This window comes from Enterococcus sp. BWR-S5, from assembly GCF_016745255.1.
Classification (GTDB): Bacteria; Bacillota; Bacilli; order Lactobacillales; family Enterococcaceae; genus Enterococcus_L.
Genome location: NZ_JADOEQ010000010.1, coordinates 78,218 through 90,724, shown reverse-complemented (window position 1 = coordinate 90,724; position 12,507 = coordinate 78,218). Strand labels below are relative to the sequence as shown.

13 protein-coding genes and 1 tRNA gene are annotated in these 12,507 nt (G+C 37.8%); 3 read left to right on the top strand and 11 right to left on the bottom strand.

Annotation, left to right across the window (positions count from 1 at the left end):
* Positions 1 to 6 precede the first annotated feature (6 nt).
* The 3 genes from trpX to IW510_RS12505 form a co-directional block, all read right to left on the bottom strand.
* Positions 7 to 999: a tryptophan ABC transporter substrate-binding protein gene (gene trpX, locus IW510_RS12515; protein WP_202060143.1), complete on the bottom strand. Its 993-nt coding sequence runs from the start codon at positions 997 to 999 to the stop codon at positions 7 to 9.
* A gap of 443 nt (positions 1,000 to 1,442) precedes the next feature.
* The gene (locus tag IW510_RS21585; protein WP_330932653.1) at positions 1,443 to 2,018 is read right to left on the bottom strand and encodes a GNAT family N-acetyltransferase; all 576 of its coding nucleotides are present in this window, start codon (positions 2,016 to 2,018) and stop codon (positions 1,443 to 1,445) included.
* 117 nt (positions 2,019 to 2,135) lie between these two features.
* Entirely contained in the window at positions 2,136 to 2,825 is a 690-nt protein-coding gene (locus IW510_RS12505) for a hypothetical protein (protein ID WP_202060142.1), read from the bottom strand.
* A 362-nt stretch (positions 2,826 to 3,187) separates the two neighbouring features.
* Here IW510_RS12505 and IW510_RS12500 point away from each other — a divergent pair, with 362 nt between their 5' ends.
* The gene (locus tag IW510_RS12500; protein ID WP_202060140.1) at positions 3,188 to 4,837 is read left to right on the top strand and encodes a phosphoenolpyruvate carboxykinase (ATP); all 1,650 of its coding nucleotides are present in this window, start codon (positions 3,188 to 3,190) and stop codon (positions 4,835 to 4,837) included.
* A gap of 30 nt (positions 4,838 to 4,867) precedes the next feature.
* Here IW510_RS12500 and IW510_RS12495 read toward each other — a convergent pair whose 3' ends face one another.
* The 3 genes from IW510_RS12495 to IW510_RS12485 all read right to left on the bottom strand — a co-directional run bounded on the left by IW510_RS12495 (position 4,868) and on the right by IW510_RS12485 (position 7,002).
* Positions 4,868 to 5,128 carry a hypothetical protein gene (locus IW510_RS12495; RefSeq protein ID WP_202060138.1) on the bottom strand — a complete coding sequence of 87 codons (261 nt, stop codon included), beginning with the start codon at positions 5,126 to 5,128 and terminating at the stop codon, positions 4,868 to 4,870.
* A gap of 72 nt (positions 5,129 to 5,200) precedes the next feature.
* Positions 5,201 to 5,788, bottom strand: coding sequence for a TetR/AcrR family transcriptional regulator (locus IW510_RS12490; protein ID WP_202060136.1), 588 nt, complete (start codon positions 5,786 to 5,788; stop codon positions 5,201 to 5,203).
* Between the two features lie 266 nt (positions 5,789 to 6,054).
* A complete protein-coding gene (locus IW510_RS12485) occupies positions 6,055 to 7,002 on the bottom strand; it encodes a DUF7916 family protein (RefSeq protein ID WP_202060134.1) in 948 nt (315 codons plus the stop codon).
* A 222-nt stretch (positions 7,003 to 7,224) separates the two neighbouring features.
* On the opposite strand from IW510_RS12485, the gene efbA reads away from it, so the two are divergent.
* Positions 7,225 to 8,922, top strand: coding sequence for a fibronectin-binding protein EfbA (gene efbA, locus IW510_RS12480; RefSeq protein ID WP_202060132.1), 1,698 nt, complete (start codon positions 7,225 to 7,227; stop codon positions 8,920 to 8,922).
* Positions 8,923 to 8,962: 40 nt separating this feature from the next.
* Here the strand turns inward: efbA and IW510_RS12475 are convergent, their stop codons facing one another.
* The 3 genes from IW510_RS12475 to IW510_RS12465 all read right to left on the bottom strand — a co-directional run bounded on the left by IW510_RS12475 (position 8,963) and on the right by IW510_RS12465 (position 10,414).
* Positions 8,963 to 9,508 carry an ECF transporter S component gene (locus IW510_RS12475; protein ID WP_202060130.1) on the bottom strand — a complete coding sequence of 182 codons (546 nt, stop codon included), beginning with the start codon at positions 9,506 to 9,508 and terminating at the stop codon, positions 8,963 to 8,965.
* Positions 9,495 to 9,884, bottom strand: coding sequence for a DUF4430 domain-containing protein (locus tag IW510_RS12470; protein WP_202060128.1), 390 nt, complete (start codon positions 9,882 to 9,884; stop codon positions 9,495 to 9,497). Before IW510_RS12470 ends, IW510_RS12475 begins: the two co-directional genes overlap by 14 nt.
* A 164-nt stretch (positions 9,885 to 10,048) precedes the next feature.
* Positions 10,049 to 10,414: a hypothetical protein gene (locus IW510_RS12465; RefSeq protein ID WP_202060126.1), complete on the bottom strand. Its 366-nt coding sequence runs from the start codon at positions 10,412 to 10,414 to the stop codon at positions 10,049 to 10,051.
* 474 nt (positions 10,415 to 10,888) lie between these two features.
* Between IW510_RS12465 and IW510_RS12460 the strand changes: the two genes are divergently transcribed.
* Positions 10,889 to 10,979: transfer RNA gene (locus IW510_RS12460), tRNA-OTHER, on the top strand.
* Positions 10,980 to 11,233: 254 nt separating this feature from the next.
* On the opposite strand, the gene IW510_RS12455 is transcribed toward IW510_RS12460, so the two are convergent.
* Positions 11,234 to 11,626 (bottom strand): hypothetical protein, encoded by a 393-nt coding sequence (locus tag IW510_RS12455; RefSeq protein ID WP_202060124.1) that lies wholly within the window; start codon positions 11,624 to 11,626, stop codon positions 11,234 to 11,236.
* A 304-nt stretch (positions 11,627 to 11,930) separates the two neighbouring features.
* A complete protein-coding gene (gene spx / locus IW510_RS12450) occupies positions 11,931 to 12,329 on the bottom strand; it encodes a transcriptional regulator Spx (RefSeq protein ID WP_202060122.1) in 399 nt (132 codons plus the stop codon).
* Between the last annotated feature and the right edge of the window lie 178 nt (positions 12,330 to 12,507).

Sequence of the window (12,507 nt, the reverse complement as noted above, 5' to 3'; positions counted from 1 at the left end):
TCTATCTTATTCTGCCCCAACCAATTTCGCTTCTTTTTTAAGATTTTCCGGAATTACAACACCAAGCTTTTGCGCTTGTTCTTCGTTGATAATTATGTCTCCGGTATTGAATGTATAAATCGGCGTTGTTGCAGGCTCTGATTTTCCAGATAGAATATCTGCTGCCATTTTCCCTGTTTGCACCCCAAGCTCATACTGATTAATTCCGACTGTTGCAAGACCACCTTCTTCTACCATTGTATCAACGGACGGGATGATTGGCGTCTTCGTTTTATTCGCTTCATTGACTACCGTTTGCATGGCATTCGCAATAGTGTTATCTGTTGGTATATAGATGAAATCTACTTCACCTGACATGACCTGAACGGTTTGTGCAATTTCATTGCTGGACGGTACGACATAAGATTTTGCACTGAGACCTAATGCTTTAGCCGCTTTCTCCGCTTCGGCTGCTTGATATTTTGAATTTTCTTCAGCAGATGAGTACAAAATACCAACAGAAGAAGCTTTTGGAAGAAGTTTAATGGCTAAATCAAACTGTGCATCAACAGGTGATTTGTCGCTGACTCCTGTGATATTATCTCCGGGTTTGTCATTGGATGCCACAAGACCGGCACTGACCGGATCTGTAATAGCTCCCAATATAATAGGAATTTCATTTGTCGTATTTGCTAATGCCTGAGCTGCCGGTGTGGCAATTCCAATTAATACATCAGCCTTCTTATCAATCAACTGTTGACTCATTGTGGCCAGCTTACTTTGATCGGCTTGGCCATTTTGAAAAGCGATAGTCATATTTTTTCCATCCTCATACCCGCTCTCCTTCAGACCGTCTTGAATTCCACGATAGATTTCGTCCAACGCCGGGTGACTCACGTATTGCAGCACACCTACTGTTGGCAGCTCTTCTTTCGATTCATCCTGTTTTTCTGTAAAAAATGAAACAACTAAAAATAATACAAGTACCCCAATTACTGCTGTTAATTTCTTTGATTTCATTCTATTCCCTCCTAAGCATATGCCACATTCTATAAACCACTCACTAATATATTTATTACACAAAAAAAGCAGTGACGAACTCCAGAGAGTGGTCACTGCCTTTACGCAAAAACCACATAGATAGTCATCTATGTGGTCGAATATCAAATCAATCGAAAGAACCAGCATAGATACAAATTTTAGAATCCGTCATTTGTCTTCTAAAGTTGTATCTATGAAGAATCATACATACAACTTATCTACGCCAGTTTTGCCATGTTAGGTTTGTTTGGTTCGATAATTGTTTCATGCCTGATTCCTCCTGTTATTTTTTCGTTAAAAGTAGTCTACACCTAAACAAATACTTCTGTCAAGAAAATTTTATAGGTAATGGCTAGATTTTATTGATATGCCTACCCATTGTTCTTCCTTGACTCTCACTGATACTTCGCTGAAAAAAATAATCAATTGTTTTTTTCAGCTATTTTTAGCCGTCTTCGATAGCTCCAACTATTTCTATGCTCCTTGAAGGGATAAAATTTCAGACTTGTGAACATTTTTTGAGATGCCTTATTCCAATTGAAAATTTCACTCACGTACATGGTTTCCCAACCATTCATTCTTGCTTTATAAATGAAATACTTGGTAACCGTTCGACCGATATGCCGATTTCGGTACCTACGATCAATGACAATCGCATAATCATTTTTGGCAAGCCAGACATCACCAATTGTCCGATAGGTATCCCCAACCAGGTATTCTATATAAAATAATTCCCCATGTTTATTCTGCCAGTCATACATTTGCGTAATTTTATCTTCATCGTAAATAATAGGTTTTCCGACAATACTTTTCATACTCTCTTCATCCTGATACCATGCCACAGACTCTTTTCTCATATAATCAAAAGAAACCAGCCGTAGTCGGTCATTCAAGTAGATACGTTTTTTATCGGACCATTTGAAAGAGGGTCCCAGCTTGCCTGCCGGAACCCTCTTTTTATTAAATACTAGTGCCTTTTTCCAATTAATAACGGCCACGGGAGTTCCTTCTTACATAAACAGGAACTGGCTTCCTGTTTGTGTTCATTACTAGATAAAAGATACTTAAAGCGAATAAAATCATCAATCTCATCTTAATCCCTTCTTTCCGTCAGCTTATTGAACAGTTTGTAATTTTTCCTGATGCACCTGCTCCTCATTCTGGGCAGTGTCTGTTGTTTCCTGTGGTGCTGTTTCTTGCGGTGTCGTATCCTGTGTTTCTGTCTGTGTCTGATCTTGAGCCTGCTGCTCTTGTGTCGCAGGATCTACAGCTGCCAAAGGCAACTCATTCAGCTTAGGTATAAATGCAGTTTTCACATCCATACTCTCATCAACAATAAAACGATTTTTCTCTTTGCCGCTTTCAAAAAAGATGACGGTAATCTCATCCTTTTTTACATTATACTTCTTTTCCACATTTGCTGCATCATATACGATTGGGTAAATGGTCATGCTGCGGCTAAAAGTCTGCATAAGTTCTTCGTCTGAGAATACAGAGATAAGCTGCTCGTATGTTTTCCCACTTGGAACAGTAAACATAATGGTTGAAGCACGACTTTCTTCAATCTCTTTATCGATTGTTTTCGTATCCGCAAACTTCACTTTTTTCGTTTTGAAAGTCACGTCGACTAAAGAATCAATTTGTGACGAACGAATATTTGCCTGAGCACGTGGAATAATCAAGATTAATGCAAAAATCACTATAACCGCTGCTATCCCAACTCGAATCAGCAATTGCTGCTGCTTGTTTAAACCAGACCCTGTATTCTTAGGCTCATTAGCTTGTGTATTTGGTTTCTTTTCCAATGCCTTCTCTCCTTATTTCCAGAACAACTACTTGTCATCATCCTGTCTTTCTCCCATGTTATCCAATGAATTTCTTTAAATCGGCAACTTAGATTCCCTAAGCCTCTCTTTCATTATACTAATAGATTCTTTTTTTGCCTAGCAAAACTGATAAAATTCGTTTCAGAAAACGCATTCACAAACAAAAAAATATGATAAACTATAAATAACAATTATCAAAAACAGTTTGAAACAGAAGAATTTTAGAGCTTTTACCGGCACGAGTAACGACTAATCAACAAAGTCTTATCCATGTATATCAAAGCTTGACTTTCATTAAAGCTATCAAGAATGTCAAAATAATTACGTCAGGAGTGTTGTTTATGAGTTCAATCAAGCAGTTCCCTAAAAAGAAAATCAGTCATTCAAATCTACTTTTCTCAAAGGTAAGAAGTACGATTGAAACAGTATTCTATGGAAATAATGTTTCCTCTATCGAATCTGTTACAGAGGCCTATCATCTGGCAAAAAATTCTCTGGGAACTATTACCACAAATCTTCCTGTTTTTAAACCTGAGACATTAGGCTTGCCTGTTAACAGCCGTGTCTTGGTTACAAACGATGGAAATATTGTCGGACGTACAGCTGCCGCCCGCCGGATTATTGGTCAACCAGGCATTGATGAGGATTATTATAGCGGAATCTTACGAGAGGCTGCTTACCAGTTATCGAAAAAAAGATGCCGTGCTGCTTCCATTGGTGTCGGCTTAGCTGATGACTTTATGCTGCGTGGGCATTTACTGCTGCCTGAAGGTTTTGAGGGAAATCTTTATTCCTACTTGTTGAATTTTCAATTTTTTGACGAGACATTTAACGAACAATTTGATACCTCCGTTGCTTATGATGAAGGCGATATTTTCATCCTTGCAGATCCAGATTGGACACACCCTAGCTTCCCGCAAGGTCTAGTATTGATTGATCCACTTCATAACACAGCAGCTATCTTGGGGCTAAGATATTTTGGTGAACTGAAAAAAGCGACCTTAACACTTGCATGGGCTACCGCTCATCGCAATGGCTTTATTGCCTGCCATGGTGGTATGAAACAATATAAAAAGGAAAAGGGCGTCTATACTATGGCAGCATTCGGACTATCCGGTTCCGGGAAGTCAACAATTACACTGGCAAAAAACAACAATGGACAAGAAGTCACTGTATTGCATGACGATGCCTTTATCATTTCTAAGAAAGATGGCTCTTCTATCGCTCTCGAACCTTCTTATTTTGATAAAACACAGGACTATCCAATGGCCGATCCAGCTGTTACTTATTTCCTTACCTGTCAAAATGTTGGTGTAACATTAGATGAGGAGGGCAACAAAGTCTTAATTACGGAAGATATTCGTAATGGAAATGGTCGGACAGTTAAATCCGCTCACGCTACACCCAACCGCAAAAATCAGTTGACAGACAAAATTGATGCTGTCTATTGGATTATGAAGGATGACAGCTTGCCTCCAGTCATAAAAATTACTGACCCAATACTAGGAGCTTTATTTGGTGTTACTTTAGCAACAAAGCGTTCCAGTGCCGAAAATCTCGATGAAGCATTTAATCAAGATCAATTAGTAATAGAACCTTTTGCCAATCCATTTCGTTGTTATCCGTTGGCAGAAGATTATGAGGATTTCAGAGCGCTTTTCCAACAAAACACAGACTGTTACATTCTCAACACAGGACACTTTGATGGAAAGAAGGTTACTGTCAGCGAGACATTGGAAAGCATCGAGAAAATTGTGGAGGGGCAAGCTGAATTTCTTCCGTTCGGTACAACCCGCTCCCTCCAATATTTGCCAGTAAGCAACCATCATCCTGACTTCAACAACTTGCATTATTTGGAAAAAGTACAAGGTCGCTTAAAGGATCGCCTGGCGTTCATTCAAAAACAGCAAACAGCCTTTAATGGCTACAATGCTCTGCCGGAAGAAGCGGCTGAAGTTCTTACTACGTTGATTGCTCAATTCGAAATGTAAAATGTAAATAAAAAAGACTGCGATTGAAAATCAACCGCAGTCTTTTGCTTCGTTATACATCACTACCGCACCAGCAATACTTGCTGCGCCTAGAATCAACGTCCACTTATGGGGTGTCAGTAAGCCATAGGCTGTCAGCCCAATGCCAATAATACTATTCGTTGCAGCACTGGTTCTCATTGAACGTCTGCTTGGCTTAGGCAAAGTTATCTCCATCCCAGATGTTGCCTCAATCAATTTTTCGGTTGTCCCTAATACCTTGTGCAGCATCGGCTTTTTTTGTTCAGACATAATTTTTTTCCTCCTGAATTTTAATGATAATACTAAATCGTTGTCTTTTTCTGTTAATGAAGAACAGGCAAATCAATCAAATAAATCATCAATCACACTGTTTAATAAGAATTCAAAAACCCATCGTGAGTCATACGGCGTATTCTTTTTCAATTCCACAGTATACAGAAGAGTATTAATAACCTCATAGCACTTTTGTGAATCAATCTTAAATGTCAGATTCGAGGCTTCAACCATTTCATAGAAAAATGTTTTACTATCAAATGTCATTTCGTCTACTCTTTCTCGAGGAATCTTATTTAAAAAAGCCATGAAATCAGGAGAACCAAGGTCGTACAGAAACGGCGCCCGTTCAAACTCCTGAAAATGCCAGTTTAATGCCGCAACAAATCCTTGCTTACTTTTATTTTCATGAATAATGGTCATAATCGTTTCTTTCAATCGGTTTCTAACCCTGATAAGAGTTTCACAGAAAAAGTCTTCCTTTGATGGAAAAAGCAGATAAAACGCTCCTGTAGAAATCCCTACTGCTGATGTAAGCTCACCAATATTGGTTTTCTTGTATCCTAACAATGCCCATTTCTTTTCACATTCCATACAAAGCCTATCTCTTAGAACAGCCTTTTCTTCATCGGAAAAACCTTTAGGCCCTCTTGCCACTTCACTCTCTCCTTTTATTATGAATAAAAATATTTTTTGGTTCACAATAAATTATAACCTACTACAGTTATTTGTCAATAAGAAAAGCTAAACGAGTTCGCTCAGTTAGACAATGTTTCATCTGTTCTGAAACTAATCCGTGGCATTACTGAGTTCACAGCCATAAAAATTTTACAATCCCTTTATAGTTAAAAAAAAGAACATGGATGATAAGCTACATCCATGTTCCTCTATATTCATAACTGATTGAATGACGCTCATCCAAATTAACGATTGACTGAACGAGCCATACGATTGATAGTGTGGCGCATGCCTCGAATCGCAACAGACATTTCGTAAATATTTTCCGCAGGAGCTAAGCCGCCATAGCCGGCATCTCCGATGTGCTGAATATCAACGCCGCAAATTTTGTTAATCAAAGCAATTTGGCGAATTGTTTCTTTGTTAGCACTTTCCTGACTTGTCCCAATAGCGGACATTGTCAATAAATCATATTTCTTCGCAATTGCTACAGCGTCCTTCAGATTATCTTCTGTAAAGCCTTGTACGGTGCCGACAGCTGGCAGAAGTAAGATATCTGCTCCGGCTTTCGCATAGTCTTCCACTGCCTCATTTGACACAACTGGTTCGTCAGAACCGGCACTGTGCATTTTCCCAGCAATAATCAATCCTGAAAAATTCTCTTTTGCCACAGTTACAGCTTTTGCGATTTGCTTATTGGTTACACCTGTACCCGGATTTCCAGTTAAGCAGATGAAATCAAAACCAAGTTCTTCAGCTTTTTGAATCGCTTCTTTCGAACTAATTCTTCCTTTAGAGATTTCCAGTTTTTCACTGAACATTTCTGATTGTTCATCAACCGGTTCCAAGTTTACACCTACTGGTCGACCGACTAGCTTCTTCAATTCAGCAATCGGGTTGCTGTTTGTATTTTTTTCAGGGTACTGCATATAGGTCATTAATTTTTCGATATCCATGCCAGGAAGTCCTTGAATGATTGGGTTGAAGCAATCAAAGACATTCAACAGAATCAAATCTGCACCAAAAGCCGCAGCGACCTCTGCATTTGTGATATCTCCAGCCTGCGGAGAAGCCAAAACAACATTTTCAGACAGAATTGTTCGACCTTCACTTGCTTTAATTGACTGTTTCAATTCTTGCGCGGACATTTTAGCAACCTCACTATAGCTTGCACTGATTAATCGTTTTACCATTTGTTAGCCTCCTAAAAAATTTGTCTATACCTATTATACTCATCTTGATAAAAAAACGAAAGCGCAAACAGGAAAAACTGAATTTCATTGATTTCTTTATAGAAATGAGCAATTGCAGTGGGAAGTTACAGCAGACCAATCAATTTCTGAGTATTTTCTTTATTATTAATTTTGTATTCGTTATAATAATACTATTACGGACTATAGAAATGAGGGAAAATCATGTCCTTTGATGGTGTCTTTACCCATACAATAACAAATGAACTGTCCGAGCAATTAGTCTCTGGACGAATATCAAAGATTCACCAACCCTATGAAAATGAGGTTGTTTTAGTTATCCGCTCTAAAGGAAAGAATCATAAGCTGCTTCTCTCTGCTCACCCAAGCTATGCAAGAATTCAATTAACTGAAATGACGTATGCGAACCCAGATGTTCCACCCAATTTTGTGATGATGCTTAGAAAATTCTTAGATGGAGCAATTTTAGAATCAATTGAACAAGTCGACAATGATCGCATCATTCATTTCTCTTTTACCAAACGAGATGAACTAGGTGATTTGCAGAATATCGTATTAATCGTTGAGTTAATGGGGCGTCACAGTACAATTGTCCTTATGAACCAAGAGACAGGAAAAATTCTGGATACTATCAAGCATATTGGCAGTTCTCAAAACAGCTATCGCTCACTTCTTCCCGGAGTTGACTACCTTGCACCGCCAGCGAAAGACCAGCATAATCCTTTTCAAGTATCAAAGGAAAAAGTATTTGAACTGCTTTCTATCGCAGATGAGTTGAATGCAAGCTACCTTCAGCAAACCTTTCAAGGGCTTGGACGAGATACTGCAGAGGAGCTGGCTTATCGTCTGAATGAACAGCCTGGTAGGAAAATTCCAGTTTGGGAAGCCTTTTGGCAAGAACTAGTTGAACATCCTACCCCAACGTTGACAAGAACTGAAAAAAAAGAATTTTTCACACCGCTGACGTATCATTCGCTTAGCGGCGAAAAAGAGGTATTTTCTTCTCTAAGTGAGCTTTTAGATGCTTTTTATAGTGGAAAAGCCGAGAAGGATCGCGTCAAACAACAGGGCGGCGAGCTGATTCGCAAAATTGAAAACGAGTTGAAAAAAAATCAGACAAAGCTTTCAAAGCTGAAAAAAACTTTAGATGATACTGAAAATGCAGAATTTTATCGACGAAACGGTGAGCTTCTGACTACCTTCATGACTCAAGTACCTAAAGGAGCTGATAAGGTAACGCTTGACAATTATTACGAAGAAAATCAGCCAATCGATATCAAGCTGAGACCCTCACTCACACCGAATCAAAATGCACAAAAATATTTTCAAAAATACCAAAAGTTAAAAAATGCTGTTCGCGTTGTCCAAACACAAATCGAACAGACAGAACAAGAGATTATTTACCTTGAATCTGTCCTTTCCCAGCTAGAGCTGGCAAGTCCAATTGATTTAGGCGTTATTCGAGAAGAACTGCTTAATCAAGGCTATGTAAAAAAACAAAAAAATAAAAAGCAGAAGAAAGAACAGCCTAGTAAACCTGAGGTATTTCTATCCTCTGATGGAGACACGATTCTTGTCGGCAGAAATAACCTGCAAAACGATCAGTTGACGTTGAGAACAGCCAAGAAAACCGATATTTGGTTGCATGCAAAGGACATTCCAGGTTCACACGTAATTATCAAGAACCCTGAACCTTCTGAAAAAACGCTATACGAAGCGGCGCTGCTCGCTGCGTATTACTCAAAATTCCGTCTTTCTGCACAAGTACCCGTAGATTACGTTCAAGTAAAGCATGTTCATAAGCCGAACGGAGCCAAACCTGGTTATGTCATTTATGAAAATCAAAAGACTCTATATGTCACACCAGATGAAGACTCTTTGCAACCACTGAAACAAACATAGAAAGTATTCGAAAAAAGCACGATGAGCCTACTGACACAGCTCATCGTGCTTTTTCATTTCCCTCAACTCTTTTCAAGAGTCGTTGAAAAATGGGTGTTAATAATAGAAAAAAGGCAAAATTTCCTATGCTGTGGAGAAAATCGAAGGATACGCCTTGTAAATAGTAAGGCAGAAATGCAGGCATACCATAGACTTGAACGTCTATTACAGAAATAACAAATCCATAAATAAATCCTGAAAAAAAGCTGAAACTCCATTGAGTAATAAAGGTTTTTCCTACGATTGGTATTTTTAGCAGCCCGCTGAATAGAGCTAGAACTACCGTATAACTAGCTATTTGAGTAATTGTCCAGAGTCCCATCCCCATATAAAGGTTCGTTACAATGACTGAGAGCAAGCAAACAATCAAACTTCTTCCAAAGCCTAACTGAGCTGTGATAATCAAAAAAATAGCAGTCATCGGCTGAACATTGGGTATTGGCTGAAACAAGATTCTGCCAACTACACACGCGGCCACAATCAACGCCAAATAAGTCAATTCTCTAACCGAAAACACTGGTTTCAATGGCTGCTTAGAATTTCTCATACGTAAATTCAACCTGATCGCCCTGCTTCAACGTTGTATCTTTTGCTCCTGTGTTAATCATTTCGCCATTAATCGTGTAAACCCAATAGCGGTTTTCGGCTTCATCCTGTTCAATACCATCAATAGACGTAATCATTCCGTTGTCTTCTTCGAGTTCAAAATTTTCTTTCATTGCCTCCATCAAGGTAGTATCCTCGGCAGTAGTAATTTCCTTTTTAGTAACCTCAGCATCATCCTTCATCAAGGAAACAGTTACCTCAATTTCATTGGCCGAACGTTTGTCAGAAGTACCCGAAGTATTTTCAGCAGACGAACAGCCGCTGATAAACACGACGGTCAATACTAGAACACTTGAAGCATATATCGCTTTTCTCATTATATTCCTCCTAAATTCCCTGTAAAATCTGGTTCAAAATAGTCTTCATTCTACTCTTGATACACATTTTTCCACGAGCAGTAATGAAATAAATCCTTATATAGTTTACCATATCCATCATTATTCTATACTTTCTACTGTCATCCCATGCTTCACTCTCAGAATTATTTCACAATCAGCAAATCTCCATCTGAAAAGCCTGTCGTAATATGAGGAACCCTTAGAAGATCCAGCTCTGACAACTCAGCACTTAATTCTTCTATTATTGAATAAACCATCGACAAAATTTCTTGCCAGGTTTGATTGTCGTCAAATGTTATTCCTTGGCAAGTTCTTTCTGTGGGGATAAAATCTTCCTCACAAGCCCAGTCATCGTCTTCCAGATTATAAACCTTCGAGCCAATCAACTCTAGTCCATATGGTTCAAAAAGTCCAAAATTCAATGCTATTATCTCTTCTGGCCGCCTATCCACTAAATCAATTCTCAGCAACCATTCTTTTATCCCATGTTTTAATTCGCTTTTTTCCAAGCATGCACACCTGCCCTTTTTCTTCATTTTAACAAAAAAAAGTCGGAGGAGCACCTCCTTTTAACTTTCCATTTTGCACACCAAAATCAAGCTTTTCTAAATAGATAAAGACTTTCTTTAATCCCTTTACCTCTTTTTAAGCACTTTCACAATTCCTTCATGAAAAGTATTATTTTCTTCTTACTTTTTTATGTTCCATTTAATATGAGATGGTTATGATTAACTCATCAAATACGAAAGGGGCTGTTTCAAGGAATTGGATTTTCATTTTTGGGTTTTGTCCTTCAGGTGTATAAAGAAAGCCGGAAAGATGACCCGAACTTCTAAACCAGAAGCCAGTAGGTGTGTTTCACTCTAAAAACAGGACTGTCAAAAAGACTGATATTGACTCAGTGAGACAAAAGAGCGAAACACCTTACTCCTTCCTTTCAACTAAATGAAAAAAAGCATAACTGCTTACTCATATACTATTAAGTGGATGAACGTGGTGTTTTAACTCGCCTGAGGCTTAACAGATGTTTATTCTCAATCCATAGAGGTGTAGGTTCGAATCCTACCGTCCACGTTTCCCTATTTTTTCTAGGGTTTATCATATAATTACTTAGATTTTGACCAAGATGACTAGACTCTCTTACACAAGAAAGGATGATGCTCATGAAAAAATTATTTACTGCAGGTTCCCTACTTTCAATCGCTGCAATTACAGCAATTACACTAACCAGAAAACACAGATATGCATATGCGAAAGTTACAACTCGATAAACAATCAACATATAAAAAAGTGGATGGTTCTCCTCATTCGGAGAACATCCGCTTTTTTTAGAGCATTTCGTTTCCTTTATGAGTGAAATCAATCATTTCTAATAAATAATTGATTTCACTCATCAGCTCGGGCTCAATTTTATCAATATTTTCTTTAATTATTTTAAAATCACCTTCTCCATAATCTGTCAACAATTGCAGCGCCGATTCTTTTACAGCCAAAGTGTTAGCAGTGACAATTACTTCTTCCAACAATCGATCTATCTCTGCTTTGTATGATAGATTGTACTCAAACCAAGGATCTAAGTATCTGTCTAAGCAGAATAAGAGCCGCTCTTTCTCTTTCTCACTCCCTCGTTCAAGGACTTTTCTAATTGCCGCTGTTCCATTTCTAACAATAGTCATTTCCTCTTCCGAATAAGTGATATAGCGAATATCGTCACTCATCATCTCGTTCTCCTTCTTCTATTCAGGCAAGGTTCTCTTATGCCTTTGACTTGATTGACCTCTGAAATAATTTTCTTTAGCCAAACTACTTTATTACAATATATTAATTGGAGCTTTCCTATTAATAATGGCAAATTTCTTTCCTGATTTCAATGACCATTTTCAACTAACAAATGAACGGCTGAAAAAAAGTCACAGAAATCTAAAAAATTTCTGTGACTTTCTTTTTAATTAAATATCACTAGCCTCATTATATTGATGGCTATTTTCCAAACATATTTTCAAGTACTGCTTAATCTTTTTAATTTTATAACCCAGTCAGTAACAAGGCGTGTGTGAGTTCTTGTTTTCTGATATTTCTAGGTAAAAATACACGGATTTCATCTTCGTTGAAACCCACCTGCATGCGATAATCATCTAAAATAATTGGCCTTCTTAAGATAGATGGTTCCTTCTTAATTAGTTCAATTAATTCATTGGTAGAAAACTGGCTGATTCTATCCTCATAATCTCTATAGATATTAGAGCGTTTTGAAAGAATATCCTCCGTTCCATTTTCAGTCATCTGCAGCATTCTTCTCAGTTCATCATTTGTCAGCTCTTCGTTGAAAAAGTTTTTCTCCTTAAATGGAATTTCGTGAGTGGCAAACCATTTCTTTGCTTTTCTCGATGATGTACTGCTTGGGGAAGTGTACACTTTAATCATTGCTATCTCTCCTTAGTTTCATATTTCAATATAAATTTTATCCTTTTTCTATAATTCAAGCAAAAGATTTGTTTTAAGTTCCTTTTTGTGAAAAAATAATTTAATTTAAATATTTTCTTATCTTTATAATTGAAATTTAATTCCATTTGCAAAAACAATTCTAATTTTTTAATACACC

Excerpts from the sequence above, each read along its gene's own strand:
- trpX (WP_202060143.1), bottom strand. The coding sequence starts at position 999 with ATGAAATCAAAGAAATTAACAGCAGTAATTGGGGTACTTGTATTATTT.
- IW510_RS12500 (WP_202060140.1), top strand. The coding sequence starts at position 3,188 with ATGAGTTCAATCAAGCAGTTCCCTAAAAAGAAAATCAGTCATTCAAAT.
- IW510_RS12495 (WP_202060138.1), bottom strand. The coding sequence starts at position 5,128 with ATGTCTGAACAAAAAAAGCCGATGCTGCACAAGGTATTAGGGACAACC.
- IW510_RS12485 (WP_202060134.1), bottom strand. The coding sequence starts at position 7,002 with ATGGTAAAACGATTAATCAGTGCAAGCTATAGTGAGGTTGCTAAAATG.
- efbA (WP_202060132.1), top strand. The coding sequence starts at position 7,225 with ATGTCCTTTGATGGTGTCTTTACCCATACAATAACAAATGAACTGTCC.
- IW510_RS12475 (WP_202060130.1), bottom strand. The coding sequence starts at position 9,508 with ATGAGAAATTCTAAGCAGCCATTGAAACCAGTGTTTTCGGTTAGAGAA.
- IW510_RS12470 (WP_202060128.1), bottom strand. The coding sequence starts at position 9,884 with ATGAGAAAAGCGATATATGCTTCAAGTGTTCTAGTATTGACCGTCGTG.
- IW510_RS12455 (WP_202060124.1), bottom strand. The coding sequence starts at position 11,626 with ATGATGAGTGACGATATTCGCTATATCACTTATTCGGAAGAGGAAATG.
- spx (WP_202060122.1), bottom strand. The coding sequence starts at position 12,329 with ATGATTAAAGTGTACACTTCCCCAAGCAGTACATCATCGAGAAAAGCA.